Raw genomic sequence first — 20,406 nt, forward strand, 5'->3', positions numbered from 1 at the left:
CGGCAACGCGTTCTTTTCAGACCCGGACTGCGGGGCGAGGCTGATATACTCAACGCGTTATTTATTGCATAAAAGTTCAAAACTTGAACAGCTCAGGAGAATTTGAATGGCTGCCCTAAATTCGAAAGTCAGAAAGGCCGTCATCCCGGTAGCGGGATTGGGGACCAGGATGTTACCAGCAACTAAGGCGATCCCTAAAGAGATGCTGCCTCTGGTTGATAAGCCATTAATCCAGTATGTCGTTAATGAGTGTATCGCGGCCGGCATTACTGAAATTGTGCTGGTTACGCATTCATCTAAAAACTCTATCGAAAACCACTTCGATACAAGTTTTGAACTCGAAGCCATGCTGGAAAAACGCGTTAAGCGTCAGCTGTTAGAAGAAGTTCAGTCTATTTGCCCTCCGCACGTCACCATTATGCAGGTTCGTCAGGGGCTGGCTAAAGGTCTGGGCCACGCGGTTATGTGTGCACACCCGGTTGTGGGTGATGAGCCCGTCGCGGTTATTCTGCCTGACGTGATTCTGGATGAATACGAATCCGATCTCTCCCAGGACAACCTGGCTGAGATGATCCACCGCTTCGACGAAACGGGCTGCAGCCAGATCATGGTTGAGCCAGTTGAAGACGTGACCGCTTACGGTGTGGTTGACTGCAAGGGCGTGAACCTTGAGCCAGGCGAAAGCGTGCCAATGGTTGGTGTCGTAGAGAAGCCTAAAGCCGACGTAGCGCCGTCTAATCTGGCAGTGGTGGGTCGCTATGTCCTGAGTGCTGAAATCTGGCCACTGCTGGCGAAAACGCCTCCAGGAGCAGGGGATGAAATCCAGCTGACGGATGCCATTGATATGCTGATCGAGAAAGAGACCGTTGAGGCTTACCACATGAAAGGTAAGAGCCATGACTGCGGTAATAAGCTCGGTTATATGCAGGCGTTCGTTGAATACGGCATTCGCCATAATACGCTGGGTGAAGAATTTAAAGGCTGGCTCAAAGAGAGTATGGGTATTAAGAAATAATCCAGGCGTAAATCTATGAAACCGGTGTGGCGCTGCCCACCGGTTTTTTTATGCCCATAAAACGCCATGACCAGCCTGTTTGTAAGCGAAACTAAATAGCCAAATAACGCTTTATGACGGAGTGTAAGAGGATGTTAGTGATAAATTGCGGGCAAAAAAAATCCCACCAGAGGCGGGATTTTTCTGAATTCGGCTTGATTAATCCTTGATCAGGAAGTCATCCAGCTGTTTACCTTGCTCATCCATAGCTTTCTTGATTACAGCAGGAGTACGGCCCTGGCCGGTCCAGGTTTTAGTTTCGCCGTTCTCATCAACATAGCTATATTTAGCAGGACGGGCAGCGCGTTTTGCTTTGGTACCGGTTTTTGCAGCAGCAATGCTGTTCAGCAATTCATTTGGATCGATACCATCAGCAATCAGCATTTCACGATATTGTTGCAGTTTACGCGTACGCTCTTCGATTTCAGCTGCAGCAGCGCTTTCTTCTTCGCGACGTTCATTAACTACAACTTCTAATTTTTCCAGCATTTCTTCGAGCGTTTCAAGGGTACATTCTCTTGCCTGCGCACGAAGAGTACGGATGTTGTTCAGAATTTTAAGTGCTTCGCTCATTGTAGTAATCTCAAACTTATAATGGGGGGTGGTTTGTTGACCTAATAATAGAGCCATAAATTCAGATGTGCAATAGCCAGGAATGTAAGGAATTCAAAAAATACTAAATAAAGCCGCTATTATTAATTACGCTAACTTAAATTTCCTCTTTGGCAGTCTCGCTTGTTATCACGATAACCTGCTTAACCCCGCCGCTTGCATCTTTTTTTTGTGACATTTGCCGCAGGAATTATAGTTTCGGCGGATAAATATCAGCCTTTTGTATTAGTTCCAGGCGACGGTGTTAAGGCAGGAATAGTTAATAAATAGTGAATTTTAATGAACGCAGATTCCACTATAAAAAGAAGTGTTATGTTTGGTTAACCATATAACCAATTCACCAGCATGACCGTCATTACTCTCTGTTTTAGCGGATTATTTTTGCGAAAAGACGGCGTTTTACACCTTTCAGCACGGCATCGTTTGTGCGGCGTGTCGCTGATGACCAGACAAAATATGGTACAATGAATCATCGGGAATATTACACATTGATTAGGGTTTTACGGCCAATGGCACAACTTTATTTCTACTATTCGGCAATGAATGCCGGGAAATCCACCGCACTGCTGCAATCCTCATACAATTACCAGGAACGAGGAATGCGTACCGTTGTTTATACCGCTGAAATCGACGATCGCTTCGGTGCAGGGAAGGTGAGTTCCAGAATCGGCCTCTCTTCGCCAGCCAGGCTGTTTAACCCGCAAACTGACCTGCTGGAGGATATCCGCGCTGCGCATGCGTCAGAGCCCATTCACTGCGTGCTGGTTGATGAGAGCCAGTTCCTGACACGTGAACAGGTGCACGCGCTCTCTGAAGTGGTTGATGAGCTCGATATCCCCGTTCTGTGTTACGGGCTGCGTACGGACTTCCGCGGGGAGTTGTTTGCCGGAAGCCAGTATTTGCTTGCCTGGTCAGATAAGCTGGTTGAACTAAAAACTATCTGTTTCTGCGGACGCAAGGCCAGCATGGTGCTTCGTCTCGACCAGGCTGGAAAACCTTATGCGGACGGTGAGCAGGTGGTGATTGGTGGCAATGAACGCTATGTGTCGGTCTGTCGTAAGCATTATAAGGAAGCGTTGTCCGTAGGCTCGCTGACGGCGATCCAGCACGACAACAGAAAATAATATCCGCCGTTATTCAGACATAAAAAAACCCGCCATACAGGCGGGTTTTTTCCTGAGGCTGTCAGTTAAGCGCTTTTCTTCGCTTTCTTGTCAGCTTTAATGACCGGAGCTTCTGTTTTCACAGCAGCAACGTCACCTTCTTTGAACTCACGACCGTAGTAGGTATCCAGCAGAATCTGTTTCAGCTCGGAGATCAGTGGGTAGCGCGGGTTAGCACCAGTACACTGGTCATCGAAGGCATCTTCAGACAGCTTGTCTACGTGAGCGAGGAAGTCAGCTTCCTGAACGCCTGCTTCACGGATAGATTTAGGAATACCCAGTTCAGCTTTCAGGCTTTCCAGCCATGCCAGCAGTTTCTCAATCTTCGCAGCAGTACGGTCGCCCGGTGCGCTCAGACCAAGGTGGTCAGCGATTTCAGCATAACGACGGCGCGCTTGCGGACGGTCATACTGGCTGAACGCAGTCTGCTTGGTTGGGTTGTCGTTGGCGTTATAGCGGATAACGTTGCTGATCAACAGGGCGTTCGCCAGACCGTGAGGAATGTGGAACTGTGAACCCAGCTTGTGCGCCATAGAGTGGCAAACACCCAGGAAGGCGTTCGCAAACGCGATACCGGCGATGGTTGCTGCACTGTGGACACGTTCACGTGCTACAGGGTTTTTAGAACCTTCGTTGTAGGACGCTGGCAGGTTTTCTTTCAGCAGTTTCAGAGCCTGCAGAGCCTGACCGTCAGAGAACTCAGACGCCAGTACAGAAACGTAGGCTTCCAGCGCGTGAGTCACGGCATCCAGACCACCGAACGCACACAGAGACTTCGGCATTTCCATTACCAGGTTGGCATCAACGATAGCCATATCTGGCGTCAGCGCGTAGTCAGCCAGCGGGTATTTCTGACCTGTTGCGTCATCTGTTACTACCGCGAATGGCGTCACTTCTGAGCCGGTACCGGAAGTAGTGGTGACGGCGATCATTTTCGCTTTCACGCCCATTTTCGGGAACTTGTAGATACGTTTACGGATGTCCATAAAGCGCAGCGCCAGCTCTTCGAAGTGGGTTTCCGGATGTTCGTACATAACCCACATGATTTTCGCGGCGTCCATTGGGGAGCCACCACCCAGTGCGATAATCACATCTGGTTTGAAGGAGTTCGCCAGTTCAGCACCCTTGCGTACAACGCTCAGGGTTGGGTCAGCTTCAACTTCGAAGAACACTTCAGTTTCGACGCCAGCCGCTTTCAGCACAGAGGTGATCTGGTCAGCGTAGCCGTTGTTGAACAGGAAACGGTCAGTCACGATGAGCGCACGTTTGTGGCCATCAGTAATCACTTCATCCAGCGCGATTGGCAGAGAGCCACGGCGGAAGTAGATAGATTTCGGAAGTTTGTGCCACAACATGTTTTCAGCTCGCTTAGCAACGGTTTTCTTGTTGATCAGGTGTTTTGGACCAACGTTTTCAGAGATGGAGTTACCACCCCAGGAACCACAACCCAGAGTCAGGGAAGGTGCGAGTTTGAAGTTATACAGGTCACCGATACCACCCTGAGAAGCAGGGGTGTTAATCAGGATACGGGCAGTTTTCATCATCTGACCGAAGTGGGCGACACGCTCTGGCTGGTTATCCTGGTCGGTGTACAGACATGAGGTATGACCGATACCGCCCATAGCAACCAGCTTCTCGGCTTTTTCTACCGCGTCTTCGAAATCTTTCGCACGGTACATAGCAAGCGTAGGAGACAGTTTTTCGTGAGCAAACGGCTCGCTTTCGTCGACAACTTTAACTTCACCGATCAGGATCTTGGTGGTCGCCGGAACGGTAAAGCCTGCGAGTTCAGCGATTTTATAGGCTGGCTGACCTACGATAGCAGCGTTCAGCGCGCCATTTTTCAGGATAATGTCCTGAACCGCTTTCAGCTCTTTGCCCTGCAGCAGGTAGCCGCCGTGGCTGGCGAAACGCTCGCGTACTGCGTCGTACACGGAATCAACAACAACTACAGACTGTTCAGATGCACAGATAACGCCGTTATCGAAGGTTTTAGACATCAGCACAGACGCAACAGCACGTTTGATGTCAGCGGTTTCATCGATAACAACGGGGGTGTTACCTGCGCCTACACCGATTGCTGGTTTACCGGAGCTGTATGCTGCTTTAACCATACCAGGACCACCGGTCGCCAGAATCAGGTTAATGTCCGGGTGATGCATCAGCGCGTTAGACAGTTCAACAGAAGGTTGGTCGATCCAGCCAATCAGATCTTTTGGTGCGCCCGCAGCAATTGCTGCCTGCAGAACAATGTCTGCTGCTTTATTTGTTGCGTCTTTCGCACGTGGATGTGGAGAGAAGATGATTGCGTTACGGGTCTTCAGGCTGATCAGCGATTTGAAGATAGCTGTTGAAGTAGGGTTAGTCGTTGGAACAATACCGCAAATGATGCCGATAGGTTCGGCGATGGTGATCGTCCCGAAGGTGTCGTCTTCAGACAGAACGCCACAGGTTTTCTCATCTTTATAGGCGTTGTAGATATACTCAGAAGCAAAGTGGTTTTTGATCACTTTATCTTCAACGATACCCATGCCAGATTCGGCAACGGCCATTTTAGCGAGAGGGATTCGAGCATCTGCAGCAGCCAGAGCGGCCGCGCGGAAGATTTTATCAACCTGTTCTTGGGTGAAATTGGCATATTCACGCTGGGCTTTTTTTACGCGCTCGACGAGGGCGTTCAGTTCAGCGATATTAGTAACAGCCATAATGCTCTCCTGATAATGTTTAAACTCTTTTAGTAAACCAGCGCTCGATACGTCAGACAGTATAGACAGTGCCAATACGACTTGCGTTACATAAAGTAAAACAAAGGGTTACTTTATGCTCCAGTACACTAATTTACTAAAAGAGCCTTACCTTAGCATCATCCCTTTTTGTCAGGTGACCTCCCTGGGGGCGTAATCAAGATTACTCACTTCTGAGTACGGAAATCATGATCTGCGTCAATTTTCCACCAAGCTGATACCTTTCAGCAGGGTTATTTAATGGATATATTTCCACTGTTAATTAATTAAGTAACTATTGGAAGTGACGATATCATTGTCTCAACATATGTTTAACATTCTGAAATGCTAACGTTTTGGCACAGATTTCTGGTGAAGTATGCTAATAAAAAGCGTATCTTCAGCGCGATTTTTCCTAACAATGTAACTGTCCCGGGCATGCGCAAAAGCGGAGCAAAACGTGATCCAAACGCTCTTTGATTTTCCAACGTATTTCAAATTTTTTATTGGTCTGTTTGCCCTGGTCAACCCGGTGGGGATCATTCCTGTCTTCATTAGTATGACCAGTTACCAGACGGCGGCGGCCCGGAACAAAACCAATCTTACCGCTAACCTGTCTGTGGCAATCATTTTGCTCACCTCGCTTTTCCTGGGTGATGCCATTCTCCAGCTCTTTGGCATCTCGATTGACTCCTTCCGCATTGCGGGTGGGATCCTGGTGGTGACCATTGCCATGTCTATGATCAGCGGTAAGCTGGGTGAGGATAAGCAGAACAAGCAGGAAAAGTCAGAAACCGCCATCCGCGAAAGTATCGGCGTGGTTCCGCTGGCATTGCCCCTCATGGCCGGGCCGGGTGCCATCAGTTCAACCATTGTTTGGGGCACGCGTTACCATAGCCTCATGCATTTAATTGGTTTTTCTGTCGCGATTGCCGTTTTCGCGCTCTGTTGCTGGGGCGTCTTCCGCATGGCGCCGTTGCTGGTACGCCTGCTGGGGCAGACCGGCATCAACGTTATTACGCGTATCATGGGGCTGCTGTTAATGGCACTCGGGATCGAATTCATTGTCACGGGTATTAAAAGCATTTTCCCCGGCTTGTTACATTGATATTTCATACGAAAGAACGGCGCTTCGGCGCCGTTTTTTTGTATCAATATCAGCAAATCATATAAATAAAGTTGAAAAGCTTACCTGTCATAATAAATTCTACTAATAATGTTCATCTCATATATTTCATAGGGTTATGAATTCATCTCAAGCCTGCCTGCACAGAAAATCTTCGAACGCACTGTTATTTTACTCACACGATAGTCTTGGGCTTGCTGCGGGATAACCGAAATGATATTAGTAATTTCAACATTTCGTTAGATGAATGTGCTAAATAATAATCAATTGTTAAATTTTCGTACAAAACTACGCGATGATAATGCAGCGACGCGCCAGAAGGGAAAATCTTCCATATTGGTTTGAATTTTAAGTATTTTTTAGGGTGCTCAACGTATGGAAGGGCTGGGCAGGACGATACGGCCTGGGCCGTAAAAGAGAATTGCTTAACAAATTTGCAAAATGTATTGGCGCGTGTTTACGCCATTTGATACTTTCCGGCCTACTATTTTGCAGCCTAAAACAAGTAGATGAGAATTATTTTCATATAATCCTCTTCTCAGATATCCAGCACAGGTCTCAAACAGGGGAGGCCTGGCAAGAATCGACGCAAGACGGCCATACGAGCGGTCAGTAATAAAAAAGTCGGTGATAGCAAGCAGTAAAAAAAGAACCTGACAGCAGCAAAAAAAACTCCTGCGCTGTACAGGCCCCAACAGGGGATTAGACAGCTGGCGAAAGCCAGTAATTATAATGAGTGGAGTACCAACACAATGTCCATCATCACAAAAAAAAATCTGGTAGCGGCGGGGATTTTAACTGCGCTAATCGCGGGAAACGCTGCAATGGCTGCGGACGTTCCTGCAGGTGTTCAACTGGCGGAAAAACAGACGCTGGTGCGTAACAACGGTGCGGAAGTTCAGTCTCTCGATCCGCATAAAATTGAAGGCGTTCCTGAGTCAAACGTTAACCGCGACCTGTTCGAAGGTCTGCTGGTGACTGACGTAGACGGCCACCCGGCACCGGGTGTGGCAGAAAAGTGGGAAAATAAAGATTTCAAAGTCTGGACCTTCCATCTGCGTAAAGATGCCAAATGGTCCGACGGTACACCGGTTACCGCCGAAGATTTCGTATATAGCTGGCAGCGCCTGGCGAATCCAAATACCGCCTCTCCGTATGCGAGCTATCTGCAGTATGGCCACATCGCCAATATCGATGACATTATCGCCGGTAAAAAGCCGGTCACCGACCTGGGCGTGAAGGCGATCGATGCTAATACCTTTGAAGTGACGTTGAGCGAACCTGTTCCGTACTTCTATAAGCTGCTGGTTCACCCATCCGTCTCGCCGGTACCAAAATCCGCCGTGGAAAAATTTGGTGAAAAATGGACGCAGCCTGCCAATATCGTGACCAACGGCGCCTATAAGCTGAAAGACTGGGTGGTCAACGAACGTATGGTGCTGGAGCGTAACCCGCAGTACTGGGATAACGCGAAGACCGTGATTAATCAGGTCACCTACCTGCCAATCTCTTCCGAAGTGACCGACGTTAACCGCTACCGCAGCGGTGAAATCGACATGACCTATAACAACATGCCGATTGAACTGTTCCAGAAGCTGAAGAAAGAGATCCCGAAAGAAGTTCACGTCGATCCATATCTGTGCACCTATTATTACGAAATCAACAACCAGAAAGCACCGTTCACCGACGTGCGCGTTCGTACTGCGCTGAAGCTGGCACTGGATCGCGATATCATCGTGAACAAAGTGAAAAACCAGGGCGATCTGCCGGCGTACAGCTACACGCCTCCGTATACCGATGGGATGAAACTGGTTGAGCCTGAGTGGTTCAAATGGTCGCAAGAAAAACGTAACGAAGAAGCGAAAAAACTGCTGGCTGAAGCAGGATACACCGCAGACAAGCCGCTGACGTTCAACCTGCTGTATAACACCTCAGATCTGCATAAAAAACTGGCGATTGCCGTCGCGTCTATCTGGAAGAAAAACCTGGGCGTGAACGTTAAGCTGGAAAACCAGGAGTGGAAAACCTTCCTCGATACGCGTCATCAGGGGACCTTCGACGTGGCGCGTGCGGGCTGGTGTGCGGACTATAACGAACCGACATCATTCCTGAACACTATGCTCAGCGACAGTTCAAACAACACGGCGCACTATAAGAGCCCGGCGTTTGACAAGATCATCGCTGAAACCCTGAAAGTGTCTGACGATGCGCAGCGCGCAGAGCTGTACGCGAAATCAGAAGAACAGCTCGATAAAGACTCTGCAATTGTACCGGTTTACTACTACGTTAACGCCCGTCTGGTGAAACCATGGGTAGGGGGTTATACCGGTAAAGACCCGTTGGATAATATTTCCGTTAAGAATCTTTATATTATCAAGCATTAATGGCAATACGTGGGGCGAGCCTGGCTTGCCCCACTGTGTCTACTTTGTAACATTCATCAGGCACACGCCAGAAGGTACGGGCAATGTTGAAATTTATCCTGCGTCGCTGTTTAGAAGCGATACCAACGTTATTTATTCTAATTACGATTTCCTTTTTTATGATGCGTCTCGCGCCGGGAAGTCCATTTACCGGTGAACGTACGTTGCCGCCAGAAGTCATGGCCAACATCGAAGCGAAGTATCACTTAAACGATCCCATCACCACCCAATACTTCAACTATCTGAAGCAGCTGGCGCACGGTGATTTTGGACCGTCATTTAAATATAAAGACTATTCCGTTAACGATCTGGTGGCCTCCAGCTTCCCGGTCTCGGCAAAACTGGGTGCTGCAGCATTCATTCTGGCCGTCGTTCTCGGAGTCACCGCAGGCGTTATCGCCGCGCTCAGACAAAATACCAAATGGGATTATGCCGTAATGGGGGTGGCAATGACCGGGGTAGTCATACCCAGCTTCGTTGTCGCGCCATTGCTGGTGATGATATTTGCCATCACGCTGAAATGGCTGCCCGGGGGCGGCTGGAACGGCGGGGCATTGAAGTTCATGATTTTGCCGATGGTGGCATTATCGCTGGCCTACATCGCCAGTATCGCGCGTATTACCCGTGGTTCAATGATCGAAGTGCTGCACTCAAACTTCATCCGCACCGCGCGCGCGAAAGGGCTGCCGATGCGCCGGATCATCTTCCGCCACGCGCTTAAGCCGGCGCTGCTGCCTGTGCTTTCCTATATGGGACCGGCATTCGTCGGCATCATTACGGGTTCAATGGTTATCGAAACAATTTACGGCCTGCCGGGTATTGGTCAACTGTTCGTAAACGGGGCGCTTAACCGTGACTACTCGCTCGTTCTGAGCCTCACGATCCTCGTGGGCGCACTGACCATTCTCTTTAACGCCGTTGTCGATGTGCTGTATGCCGTTATCGACCCGAAAATTCGTTACTAACGCTGGAGCACGCCATGATGTTGAGTAAGAAAAACAGCGAGGCGCTGGAAAACTTCAGTGAAAAACTGGAAGTAGAAGGTCGTAGCCTCTGGCAGGACGCGCGCCGTCGCTTTATGCATAACCGTGCGGCGGTCGCCAGCCTGGTTGTGCTGGTGATCATCGCGCTGTTTGTCACCCTGGCGCCGATGCTGTCGCAATTTACCTATTTCGATACGGACTGGGGCATGATGTCCAGTTCGCCTGATATGGAGTCCGGCCACTATTTCGGTACCGATTCATCCGGCCGTGATTTGCTGGTGCGCGTGGCGATTGGTGGCCGTATTTCTCTGATGGTCGGTATCGCCGCCGCGCTGGTGGCGGTGATCGTGGGGACGCTTTACGGCGCGCTTTCCGGCTACCTTGGCGGCAAAGTAGACTCGGTGATGATGCGTCTCCTGGAAATCCTGAACTCCTTCCCGTTTATGTTCTTCGTGATTTTGCTGGTGACCTTCTTCGGCCAGAACATCCTGTTGATCTTCGTGGCCATCGGGATGGTTTCCTGGCTGGATATGGCGCGTATCGTGCGCGGCCAGACGCTGAGCCTCAAACGCAAAGAGTTTATCGAAGCGGCGCAGGTAGGGGGGGTATCAACCAGTAATATCGTGGTTCGTCATATCGTGCCTAACGTGCTGGGCGTGGTGGTGGTCTATGCCTCACTGCTGGTGCCAAGCATGATTCTGTTTGAATCCTTCCTCAGCTTCCTGGGGCTGGGCACGCAGGAGCCACTGAGCAGCTGGGGTGCGCTGCTGAGCGACGGCGCAAACTCGATGGAAGTTTCACCGTGGCTGCTGCTTTATCCGGCGGGTTTCCTGGTCGTTACCCTGTTTTGTTTTAACTTTATCGGCGATGGCCTGCGTGATGCCCTCGACCCGAAAGACCGTTAAGGAGCGCCGTCATGACAATTATTGAAACGGCCACCGCGCCACAGGCGCAGCAGCAGAGCAATCTTCTGCTGGATGTTAAAGACCTCCGCGTGACCTTTAAAACCCCGGACGGCGATGTTACTGCGGTCAACGATCTCAACTTTAACCTGAGCAAAGGGGAAACGCTGGGGATCGTGGGTGAATCCGGCTCCGGGAAATCCCAGACGGCATTTGCGTTAATGGGCCTGCTGGCCGCTAACGGCGTGATTGGCGGTTCGGCGAAATTCAACGGTCGCGAAATTCTTAACCTGCCGGAGCTCGAGCTGAACAAGCTTCGCGCCGAACAGATCTCAATGATTTTCCAGGATCCGATGACCTCCCTGAACCCGTATATGCGCGTCGGTGAGCAGCTGATGGAAGTCCTGATGCTGCACAAAGGTTTGGGCAAAGCGGAAGCTTTTGAGGAATCCGTTAAAATGCTGGATGCGGTAAAAATGCCGGAAGCGCGCAAGCGCATGCGCATGTTCCCGCACGAGTTCTCTGGCGGTATGCGTCAGCGCGTGATGATTGCCATGGCGCTGCTGTGCCGGCCAAAACTGCTGATTGCCGATGAACCGACTACCGCGCTGGACGTCACCGTGCAGGCGCAAATCATGACCCTGCTGAACGAGCTTAAGCGTGAGTTCAACACGGCGATTATCATGATCACCCACGATCTGGGCGTGGTTGCCGGTATCTGTGACAAAGTGCTGGTGATGTACGCCGGGCGCACCATGGAATACGGCAAAGCGCGCGACGTGTTCTATCAGCCAGCCCATCCGTACTCGATTGGCCTGCTGAACGCGGTACCGCGTCTTGATGCGGAGGGGGAATCCCTGCTCACCATTCCGGGCAACCCGCCAAACCTGCTGCGACTGCCGAAAGGCTGTCCGTTCCAGCCGCGCTGCCCGCACGCGATGGAAATCTGTAACAGCGCGCCGCCGCTGGAAGAATTTGCCCCAGGCCGTCTGCGCGCCTGCTTTAAGCCGCAGGAGGAGCTGGTATGAACGCAGTAGATGAAAAACGCAACGTGCTGCTCGAAATCGCCGACCTCAAGGTGCATTTCGACATCAAAGACGGCAAGCAGTGGTTCTGGCAGCCGCCGAAGACCCTGAAAGCGGTAGATGGCGTCACCTTGCGTCTGTATGAGGGGGAAACCCTGGGCGTGGTGGGCGAATCCGGCTGCGGTAAATCCACCTTTGCGCGTGCAATTATCGGTCTGGTGAAAGCCACCGGCGGCAAAGTGGCCTGGCTGGGTAAAGATCTGCTGGGCATGAAGCCTGACGAGTGGCGCGACGTGCGCAGCGATATCCAGATGATTTTCCAGGATCCGCTGGCGTCATTAAACCCGCGTATGACCATCGGTGAGATTATCGCCGAACCGCTGCGCACCTATCATCCAAAGATGCCGCGTCAGGAAGTCCGCGATCGCGTGAAGGCGATGATGCTCAAAGTCGGGCTGTTGCCTAACCTCATTAACCGTTACCCGCATGAATTTTCAGGCGGCCAGTGTCAGCGTATTGGCATTGCGCGTGCGCTTATCCTTGAGCCGAAACTGATTATCTGTGATGAGCCGGTCTCTGCGCTGGACGTGTCGATTCAGGCGCAGGTGGTTAACCTGCTTCAGAAATTGCAGCGCGAAATGGGGCTGTCGCTGATCTTCATTGCGCACGACCTGGCGGTGGTAAAACACATCTCCGACCGCGTGCTGGTGATGTACCTGGGCCATGCCGTGGAACTGGGAACCTATGACGAGGTGTACCATAACCCGCTGCACCCTTATACCAAAGCGCTGATGTCGGCGGTGCCGATCCCCGATCCGGATCTGGAAAAGAATAAAACGATTCAGCTTCTGGAAGGGGAATTGCCTTCGCCGATCAATCCGCCGTCGGGCTGCGTTTTCCGCACGCGATGCCCGATGGCCGGGCCGGAATGCGCGAAAACGCGACCGGTGCTGGAGGGCAGTTTCCGACATGCGGTTTCCTGCCTGAAAGTAGACCCGCTATAATCGCAAGGGCTGACATGATGTCAGCCCTTATTTTCTTGCGAGGTTACCGTGTCGCGTTTATTCACTTCAGCCCGTCGGCGGCTCTATCATCTTTTATTCGATCCTGAAACGGTATCGGGACGCCGTTTTGAAGGTCTGTGTGCGCTGTTTGCGCTATTGAGCGTAGTGGTCATCTTTATTGAATCGGGTGTGGGTACGCAATATCACCTGACATTTGAGGAATGGCATGCGTTTGTCTGGCTGGAACTTATTATTACCCTGGTCTTTACCGCTGAGTATATTCTGCGTGTTGTTTGCTGGCCCAACCCGGCAAAGTACGTCTTTAGCTTCTGGGGCTTTATTGATTTAGCGACGATCCTGCCGCTCTATGTGATGTGGCTGTGGCCGGAGATCAGCCTCAACTATGTTTTCGCCTGGCGAGCGATGCGCGTTATTCGGGTCTTGCGTATTCTGAAGTTACTGCGCTTTATGCCGTCGCTGCGCGTATTCTGGAGCGCGATCGTCAGCGCACGCCATCAGCTTATTCTGTTCTATTCGTTTATTGCCATCGTGATGATTGTTTTTGGCGCGCTGATGTATTTGATTGAAGGGCCGAAATATGGCTTCACGACGCTCAACGCGTCCGTCTACTGGGCGATAGTGACCGTTACGACCGTGGGGTATGGCGATATCACGCCCCATACGCCGCTGGGGCGGATTGTGGCATCCGTGCTGATTCTGATTGGGTATTCGGTAATTGCCATTCCGACGGGGCTTATTACCACGCACATGAGCAGCGCGTTTCAGAACCATAAACAGCGGCGCAAATGTCCGAACTGCCACCAGGTCGATCATGAACACAGCGCGCGGTTTTGCAACCGCTGCGGAAGCGCGTTACCGGATTAAATAAAAAAGGCTGCTATCGCAGCCTTTTTTATTATTCGCGCCAGAGTATGTGGCACAGCTTGTGGTCTTTCTCACGACACAGCAGGACGCGCGCAAAAATGTCGTTAATTTCACCGCCGTCTTCATCAGCCAGCCCAATAACCACTTCGGCAAAGAAGTCAGGGTTCAGGTCGAAATCTACATGTTCGGCCCAGTCCTCTGAAGGGTCGAACAATTCGGCACCGCCGCGCTCTTCGAACTGCAGATTAAAGAGGATCACGTCTGCGGGATCGAGGTTATCAACCGCCAGTTCGAGAAAAATGTCATAGGCCTGCTCGAGCGTTTCGTCTTCGGTCAGGCGATTGTTCAGATCCATTTCCATGATGACTACCTGTTTAACATCGTTGGGCACGTTTTACAGCAACGGACTAAAGAAGTAAAACAGTCGTTCAGCTATTCGCTGCCATAACGGACGTTTTACCCACAGCCTGGCATCCAGCAGCCGCGAGCGGGAGATATAGTCATCCTGAACCGCCGCCAGGTCACCGCCAAAGCCGGCGTCATCAATCACCAGGGTGATTTCAAAGTTTAGCCACAGGCTGCGCATATCAAGGTTAACCGTGCCCACCAGGCTTAATTCGCCGTCGACCAGCACGCTCTTGGTGTGCAGGAGACCGCCTTCAAACTGGTAAATTTTCACCCCGGCGGCAAGCAGTTCGCTAAAGAAGGCACGGCTGGCCCAGCCCACCAGAAGAGAGTCATTTTTGCGTGGCAGAATGATACTGACATCGACGCCGCGCTGCGCTGCGGTACAAATCGCGTGCAGCAGATCATCGCTGGGGACAAAGTAGGGCGTCGTCATGATCAGATATTCACGCGCGGAGTAGGTTGCCGTCAGCAGCGCCTGGTGAATCAAGTCCTCCGGGAAGCCTGGTCCGGAGGCGATAGTATGAATTGTATGACCGCTGGCCTCTTCAAACGGCATAATATTGCCATCCGGCGGTGGCGGCAGGATACGCTTGCCGGTCTCTATCTCCCAGTCGCAGGAGTAAACGATCCCCATCGAGGTGGCAATCGGTCCCTCCATTCGCGCCATCAGATCCACCCATTGCCCGACGCCGGAGTCCTGTTTAAAGAAGCGCGGGTCAACCATGTTCATACTGCCGGTGTAGGCAATATAGTTATCGATCATGACCATTTTACGGTGCTGGCGAAGGTCCATCCGGCGCAGAAACACGCGCAGGAGATTCACCTTCAGTGCCTCAACCACCTCGATACCGGCGTTACGCATCATGCCCGCCCAGGGGCTACGGAAAAATGCCACGCTGCCCGCGGAGTCCAGCATCAGACGGCAGTGGATCCCCCTGCGTGCGGCCGCCATCAGGGATTCAGCGACCTGGTCAGCCATGCCGCCGGGCTGCCAGATATAAAACACCATCTCAATATTATGGCGAGCCAGCTGAATATCGCGGATTAACGCCTGCATGACATCATCGGATGACGTCAGAAGCTGGAGCTGATTGCCCTTAACGCCGCCAATCCCCTGGCGACGCTCGCAGAGCTTAAACAGCGAGGAGGCGACGCTGCTGTTCTCCTCGGCAAAGATATGCTTACAGGCTTTGAGATCGTTAAGCCACTTCGCGGTGGAAGGCCACATTGCGCGCGCCCGCTCGGCACGGCGTTTACCAAGATGAAGCTCACCGAAAGAGAGATAGGCAATAATTCCCACCAGTGGGAGGATATAAATGATCAGAAGCCAGGCCATGGCAGAGGGTACGGCTCTGCGCTTCATCAGGATGCGTAACGTCACACCCGCGATTAACAGCCAGTATCCCAGAATGACCAGCCAACTCACCACGGTGTAGAAGGTTGTCATAGATAAAAAAATCCTTTTGAAAGCGTATTGTTATGAGTGTACGCATCAGGATTCATCTGGCAAATAAAAACGCCAGGTAAAAGCGCTGGTTTGCTGTCGGGTTGGGTTTATAATGGCGGCTCTGTTTGAGAAAGAGTTGTAGACATGAAGCGCAGTAGAACAGAAGTAGGGCGCTGGCGTATGTTGCGACAGGTGAGTCGTCGCAAGGCTCGTTGGCTGGAAGCACAATCCCGCCGCAATATGCGTATCCACGCCATCAGAAAATGTGGATTGACCCGGCACCGCAATGCGTTGCTGTTCGCAGTCCAGGATATCTGAAACCCATGAGGGCACCGCAAGGTGCCCGCTGATTATATTGTGTCTTATTTTGCGAATATCGTTATTGCGGCGATATTCCGGTTATTTTTAGCAAAAGGAGGGAGAGGTGTTTGCGGAGTTTGGCGTACTGAATTTCTGGACGTATGTTGTTGGCGCATTTTTTATCGTGCTGGTTCCCGGGCCAAACACCCTGTTTGTGCTGAAAACGGGGATCGGTCACGGTGTTAAAAAAGGATATCTTGCCGCGACCGGTGTGTTTATCGGTGATGCGGTATTGATGTTCCTGTCCTGGGCGGGTGTTGCGGCATTGATCCAGACGACCCCCGTACTCTTTAATATCGTGCGCTATCTCGGGGCTTTCTATCTGCTGTGGTTGGGCGGAAAAATGCTCTGGTCGGTGATCACACGTCAGAATAACGCTCAAGAGAGTGGAACCGAGCCTGCCAGCACGATCATGAAACGCTCCCTCGTCCTGAGCCTGACCAATCCAAAAGCGATTCTGTTCTACGTTTCGTTCTTTGTGCAGTTTATCGACGTGAATGCGCAAAATACCGGGACTTCTTTCCTGATCCTCGCTACCACGCTTGAGCTGATTAGCTTTATGTACATGAGCTTCCTGATCTTCTCTGGGGCGTTTGTTACGCGTTATCTGAAAACCAAAAAGAAACTGGCAAAGCTGGGGAACGGGCTGATAGGGCTGCTGTTTGTCGGGTTTGCGGCGCGGTTAGCGTCACTACATTGATGTGAAGAAAGGCTCCTGCGGGAGCCTTTTTACATCAGAACACTTTCTTATACGGTCGCACCGTCACTTTTGCATACACACCCGCCGCAACGTATGGGTCTGCGTCAGCCCAGGCCTGCGCCGCTTCAAGAGACTCAAACTCAGCAATAACCGTGGAGCCAGAAAAACCGGCGGCTCCCGGGTCATTGCTGTCAACAGCAGGCATTGGACCCGCGGTCAGCAAACGGCCTTCGTCCTGGAGCAGCTGCAGGCGAGCCAGATGGGCAGGGCGAACAGAGAGACGTTTTTCGAGGGAATCAGCGACATCTTCAGAGTAAATCACGTAAAGCACGGTGAAGCTCCTTAAGCGTTATAAAGTGTCAGTTACGTTATGTGAAAGGGCAATTGACTGCAATGTAAAGATAAAAACAACGTTAATACCCCGATCTGGATGTCCTTTTTTTGACCACTCCTGCGCTTAAATTGCGCCAGAACAAAGTGTCTTATTGAATATGATTGCTATTTGCATTTAAAATCAGGGTCCGGTTTTTTAACGTTGATGATTATGACTTCGATGACCCTTGATTTACCTCGCCGCTTTCCCTGGCCGACGCTGTTGTCCGTCGTGATTCACGGTGCCGTCGTGGCGGGTTTGCTCTACACCTCGGTTCATCAGGTTATTGAAATGCCCGCACCCGCCCAGCCGATCTCGGTAACCATGGTCTCGCCAGCGGATCTCGAACCGCCGCAGGTTGCGCCACCACCGCCACAGCCGGTTGCTGAGCCTGAACCGGAACCCGAGCCTGTACCGGAGCCACCGAAGGAGGCACCGGTGGTGATCCACAAACCTGAACCGAAGCCAAAACCTAAGCCGAAACCAAAGCCGGTGAAGAAGGTCGAGGAGCGTCCGAAACGTGAAGAACGCCCGGTTGAACCGCGCGCGTCCCAGCCGGTCGAGAATGCAGCGCCTTCGCGTCCGGTCATGAATAACAGCGCACCGGCGGCGAAGCCGACGGTTGCCGCACCAGCGGGCCCACGTGCGTTGAGCCGTAATCAGCCTCAGTATCCGGCGCGAGCTCAGGCCTTGCGTATTGAAGGTCGCGTACGGGTGAAATTTGACGTCACTGCGGATGGCCGCGTGGATAACGTGGAAATCTTGTCTGCGCAACCTTCAAATATGTTTGAGCGTGAAGTGAAGTCGGCGATGCGCAGATGGCGCTACGAACCCGGTAAACCGGGAAGCGGACTGATCGTGAACATTGTTTTCCGCCTGAATGGCGGGGCGCAGATGGAATAAGAAAAGCCTCCGAAAGGAGGCTTTTCTTTGCCTGCCACTCAGGCTGGCGGAAGCTGACGAGGTTTACCGTCGCTATCGACAGCGACATAAATAAACAGCGCTTCAGTTGCTTTATAGCGCTGTCCAATCGGTTCAGAAGAGACTTTCTTCACCCAGACTTCAATATTGATGGAGATGGATGTATTGCCGCGCTTTACGCAGCGGGCGTAACAGCAAACCACATCACCTACCGCAACCGGACGCAGGAAGGTCATTCCATCCACCCGCACGGTCACCACGCGTCCGTGAGCAATCTCTTTTGCCAGAATTGCGCCGCCCATATCCATCTGCGACATCAGCCAGCCGCCAAAAATATCGCCATTGGCATTGGTGTCAGCGGGCATTGCCAGTGTGCGTAAAACCAGTTCGCCCTGAGGGGCGTTATTTGTTGTCATTGTTTTAACTCATAACGGAAGACTTCAGGCGGGATGCTACTATGATTTCACAGCGGAGAGAATAGACCAGAACGCCTGTCGAACACGTTCTGGTCAGTCAGCAATCAGTGCTTGTCGTCCTGCGGCATGTGGCGATAGATATAAATGCCGCTTAGCAGGGTGAATATCAGCGTCAGGGCCGTCAGGCCGAAGACCTTAAAGTTGACCCAGATATTCTGTGGCAGCCAGAAGGCGATATAGATATTGGCAAGACCGCAAAGGATAAAGAACACCGCCCAGGCGATATTCAGGCGCGACCAGACCTCCTGAGGCAGCGTCAGCTCTTTGCCGAGCATGCGCTGGATCAGCGGCTTTTTCATCACCCACTGGCTGATGAGCAGCGCACCCGCAAACAGCGCGTAGATCACCGTCACTTTCCACTTGATAAATTCATCATTGTGGAAGAAGAGGGTTAGCCCACCGAATACGGCGACCAGGACGAACGTTACCAGCGCCATTTTTTCAACTTTACGGTAGCGCACCCAGCTGTAGATCAGCACGACCGCTGTCGCAATAATCAGCGCTGTGGTGGCAGCATAAATGTCATACAGTTTGTAAAACGCGAAAAAGACCACCAGCGGTAAAAAATCAAGAAACTGCTTCATTCTGTGATTCCATCTTCTTTGTTGAGCCGGGCCCTGTCATGCACCCGGCATCAGGGTTACTGACGAATTAACATATACAGGCGGAACAGATAGACAAGCAGCACCGCTGAAATCAGGTTGCTCAGTGTATTCGCGACCACCGCGCCGACGTTCGGGGTTAATACCGCAAAATTCGGAGCAAACAGGAGCAGGAGCGTTTTTGCCAGCAGCCAGGCAATGACTGCGGGAGCCACCAGACGCATATTAGCCCATGCGAGTCGGATGCTGCTGCGCATCGCGGTAAAAATTCCCATTTTATCCTGCACGACCATTACTGGGGCAAAAGCGAGCACAATAGCCAGTAACACGCCCGGCACCACAACCAGCATAATTCCCATCTGCACCAGCATGGTGGTTAAAAAGATCAGGATAAACAGCTTAGGTAAGACCGGCGCGCTGGCGCCAATCGCCCGCAAGGCGCTGACCCGGTGGCCCGCCGACACCAGTTGGATCATCAGCAAAACGCCGCCCGCCAGAATGGCGTTACCAATCAGGCCAGAAAACGTGGATGCGGCAGACGCCCGGAGCAGAATTTGTTGCTGCTCTGGCGTCATGTTTTGCACCAGTTCAAATAGCCCAACGCTTCCTGCAAGATGGTCGCCCTGGCTCAGGCTGGCAATCTGTTCTTCACTCGGTGAGAACGCATGACCCAGCACCACAGTGATAAAGGCGCAAAGCAACGCGATCAGTAAAAAGGTAATGAACTGATTGCGGAAAAAATTTCCCGTGTCACGGTAGACAGACTTCGCCGTGATAGACATGCACTCTCCTTGCGTATTGCAGGTGTTAATTAGCCGGCAATTGTACACCGGATGAACCTGCTGTGGCAGCATCAAGGCTTGTATGGAAAAGCATATCTTTGTAAAGCGGCGGTAATCCAAAGCGCGCGCGGGCGCGATTACAGGCTTCGTTGACCTGCCCATCTTCCCCCGACATGGCAAATTCCCGGCACGGGCTGGGGCGATCCTCATAGATTGCGCACCGGGTCGAAACCCCGGGCTCACCCTGCAGCGCGACACAGCGGGCCTGCTTTTGATTGGTGCCGCTCATGCAGCGTAGAAAGGGGGTTAACGGCTCAGTAAGATGAACCGGAACGGTACCGCCGCCATCGCTGGCTTCAGCCCAGTAGAAAGAGACTCGAAAATACGCACAACAGGCTCCGCACGTCATGCACGGGTTAACTTCACTCATGGCACAC

At 51.8% G+C, this 20,406-nt stretch carries 21 protein-coding genes; 12 read left to right on the plus strand and 9 right to left on the minus strand.

Annotation, left to right across the window (positions count from 1 at the left end):
• Nucleotides 1-106 precede the first annotated feature (106 nt).
• Complete coding sequence (gene galU, locus APT89_RS03320; RefSeq protein ID WP_028013435.1) at nucleotides 107-1,015, plus strand: UTP--glucose-1-phosphate uridylyltransferase GalU; 909 nt, start codon at nucleotides 107-109, stop codon at nucleotides 1,013-1,015.
• 198 nt (nucleotides 1,016-1,213) lie between these two features.
• Here galU and hns read toward each other — a convergent pair whose 3' ends face one another.
• Nucleotides 1,214-1,627, minus strand: coding sequence for a histone-like nucleoid-structuring protein H-NS (gene hns / locus APT89_RS03325; RefSeq protein ID WP_028013434.1), 414 nt, complete (start codon nucleotides 1,625-1,627; stop codon nucleotides 1,214-1,216).
• Nucleotides 1,628-2,175: 548 nt separating this feature from the next.
• On the opposite strand from hns, the gene tdk reads away from it, so the two are divergent.
• Nucleotides 2,176-2,790, plus strand: a complete 615-nt coding sequence (gene tdk, locus APT89_RS03330; protein WP_028013433.1) for a thymidine kinase — start codon at nucleotides 2,176-2,178, stop codon at nucleotides 2,788-2,790.
• Nucleotides 2,791-2,855: 65 nt separating this feature from the next.
• Here the strand turns inward: tdk and adhE are convergent, their stop codons facing one another.
• Nucleotides 2,856-5,534, minus strand: a complete 2,679-nt coding sequence (gene adhE / locus APT89_RS03335) for a bifunctional acetaldehyde-CoA/alcohol dehydrogenase (RefSeq protein ID WP_028013432.1) — start codon at nucleotides 5,532-5,534, stop codon at nucleotides 2,856-2,858.
• 478 nt (nucleotides 5,535-6,012) lie between these two features.
• On the opposite strand from adhE, the gene APT89_RS03340 reads away from it, so the two are divergent.
• The 7 genes from APT89_RS03340 (at nucleotide 6,013) to APT89_RS03370 (ending at nucleotide 13,900) form a co-directional block, all read left to right on the plus strand.
• Complete coding sequence (locus APT89_RS03340) at nucleotides 6,013-6,660, plus strand: YchE family NAAT transporter (protein WP_041909604.1); 648 nt, start codon at nucleotides 6,013-6,015, stop codon at nucleotides 6,658-6,660.
• Nucleotides 6,661-7,430: 770 nt separating this feature from the next.
• Nucleotides 7,431-9,062, plus strand: coding sequence for an oligopeptide ABC transporter substrate-binding protein OppA (oppA, locus tag APT89_RS03345; RefSeq protein ID WP_028013430.1), 1,632 nt, complete (start codon nucleotides 7,431-7,433; stop codon nucleotides 9,060-9,062).
• Between the two features lie 83 nt (nucleotides 9,063-9,145).
• Nucleotides 9,146-10,066, plus strand: coding sequence for an oligopeptide ABC transporter permease OppB (oppB, locus tag APT89_RS03350; RefSeq protein WP_028013429.1), 921 nt, complete (start codon nucleotides 9,146-9,148; stop codon nucleotides 10,064-10,066).
• A 14-nt stretch (nucleotides 10,067-10,080) separates the two neighbouring features.
• Complete coding sequence (gene oppC / locus APT89_RS03355) at nucleotides 10,081-10,989, plus strand: oligopeptide ABC transporter permease OppC (protein ID WP_041909606.1); 909 nt, start codon at nucleotides 10,081-10,083, stop codon at nucleotides 10,987-10,989.
• 11 nt (nucleotides 10,990-11,000) lie between these two features.
• Nucleotides 11,001-12,014 (plus strand): ABC transporter ATP-binding protein, encoded by a 1,014-nt coding sequence (gene oppD / locus APT89_RS03360; protein ID WP_028013427.1) that lies wholly within the window; start codon nucleotides 11,001-11,003, stop codon nucleotides 12,012-12,014.
• Entirely contained in the window at nucleotides 12,011-13,015 is a 1,005-nt protein-coding gene (gene oppF / locus APT89_RS03365) for a murein tripeptide/oligopeptide ABC transporter ATP-binding protein OppF (RefSeq protein WP_041909608.1), read from the plus strand. The genes oppD and oppF overlap by 4 nt, the downstream gene beginning before the upstream one ends.
• A 48-nt stretch (nucleotides 13,016-13,063) precedes the next feature.
• Nucleotides 13,064-13,900 (plus strand): ion transporter, encoded by an 837-nt coding sequence (locus APT89_RS03370; RefSeq protein ID WP_028013425.1) that lies wholly within the window; start codon nucleotides 13,064-13,066, stop codon nucleotides 13,898-13,900.
• 31 nt (nucleotides 13,901-13,931) lie between these two features.
• Here APT89_RS03370 and APT89_RS03375 read toward each other — a convergent pair whose 3' ends face one another.
• Nucleotides 13,932-14,261 carry an HI1450 family dsDNA-mimic protein gene (locus tag APT89_RS03375; protein ID WP_006810881.1) on the minus strand — a complete coding sequence of 110 codons (330 nt, stop codon included), beginning with the start codon at nucleotides 14,259-14,261 and terminating at the stop codon, nucleotides 13,932-13,934.
• A gap of 33 nt (nucleotides 14,262-14,294) precedes the next feature.
• Nucleotides 14,295-15,755, minus strand: coding sequence for a cardiolipin synthase (cls, locus tag APT89_RS03380; protein ID WP_028013424.1), 1,461 nt, complete (start codon nucleotides 15,753-15,755; stop codon nucleotides 14,295-14,297).
• 144 nt (nucleotides 15,756-15,899) lie between these two features.
• Here cls and APT89_RS24330 point away from each other — a divergent pair, with 144 nt between their 5' ends.
• On the plus strand, nucleotides 15,900-16,073 hold the full coding sequence (locus APT89_RS24330) for a YciY family protein (RefSeq protein ID WP_086379783.1): 174 nt from the start codon (nucleotides 15,900-15,902) through the stop codon (nucleotides 16,071-16,073).
• 106 nt (nucleotides 16,074-16,179) lie between these two features.
• Nucleotides 16,180-16,815, plus strand: coding sequence for a leucine efflux protein LeuE (gene leuE / locus APT89_RS03385; RefSeq protein WP_048956187.1), 636 nt, complete (start codon nucleotides 16,180-16,182; stop codon nucleotides 16,813-16,815).
• 34 nt (nucleotides 16,816-16,849) lie between these two features.
• Here the strand turns inward: leuE and APT89_RS03390 are convergent, their stop codons facing one another.
• The gene (locus APT89_RS03390) at nucleotides 16,850-17,146 is read right to left on the minus strand and encodes a YciI family protein (protein WP_045260670.1); all 297 of its coding nucleotides are present in this window, start codon (nucleotides 17,144-17,146) and stop codon (nucleotides 16,850-16,852) included.
• Nucleotides 17,147-17,368: 222 nt separating this feature from the next.
• On the opposite strand from APT89_RS03390, the gene tonB reads away from it, so the two are divergent.
• The gene (gene tonB / locus APT89_RS03395; RefSeq protein WP_041912000.1) at nucleotides 17,369-18,091 is read left to right on the plus strand and encodes a TonB system transport protein TonB; all 723 of its coding nucleotides are present in this window, start codon (nucleotides 17,369-17,371) and stop codon (nucleotides 18,089-18,091) included.
• A gap of 38 nt (nucleotides 18,092-18,129) precedes the next feature.
• Here tonB and yciA read toward each other — a convergent pair whose 3' ends face one another.
• The 4 genes from yciA to APT89_RS03415 all read right to left on the minus strand — a co-directional run bounded on the left by yciA (nucleotide 18,130) and on the right by APT89_RS03415 (nucleotide 20,399).
• Nucleotides 18,130-18,525 carry an acyl-CoA thioester hydrolase YciA gene (gene yciA, locus APT89_RS03400; protein WP_041909616.1) on the minus strand — a complete coding sequence of 132 codons (396 nt, stop codon included), beginning with the start codon at nucleotides 18,523-18,525 and terminating at the stop codon, nucleotides 18,130-18,132.
• 104 nt (nucleotides 18,526-18,629) lie between these two features.
• On the minus strand, nucleotides 18,630-19,169 hold the full coding sequence (locus APT89_RS03405; protein WP_028013419.1) for a septation protein A: 540 nt from the start codon (nucleotides 19,167-19,169) through the stop codon (nucleotides 18,630-18,632).
• Between the two features lie 56 nt (nucleotides 19,170-19,225).
• On the minus strand, nucleotides 19,226-19,969 hold the full coding sequence (locus APT89_RS03410; protein WP_045630546.1) for a YciC family protein: 744 nt from the start codon (nucleotides 19,967-19,969) through the stop codon (nucleotides 19,226-19,228).
• Between the two features lie 25 nt (nucleotides 19,970-19,994).
• The gene (locus tag APT89_RS03415; protein ID WP_045630545.1) at nucleotides 19,995-20,399 is read right to left on the minus strand and encodes a YkgJ family cysteine cluster protein; all 405 of its coding nucleotides are present in this window, start codon (nucleotides 20,397-20,399) and stop codon (nucleotides 19,995-19,997) included.
• Between the last annotated feature and the right edge of the window lie 7 nt (nucleotides 20,400-20,406).

This window comes from Enterobacter sp. 50588862 (assembly GCF_001462935.1).
In the GTDB taxonomy this organism is placed as follows: domain Bacteria; phylum Pseudomonadota; class Gammaproteobacteria; order Enterobacterales; family Enterobacteriaceae; genus Enterobacter; species Enterobacter bugandensis.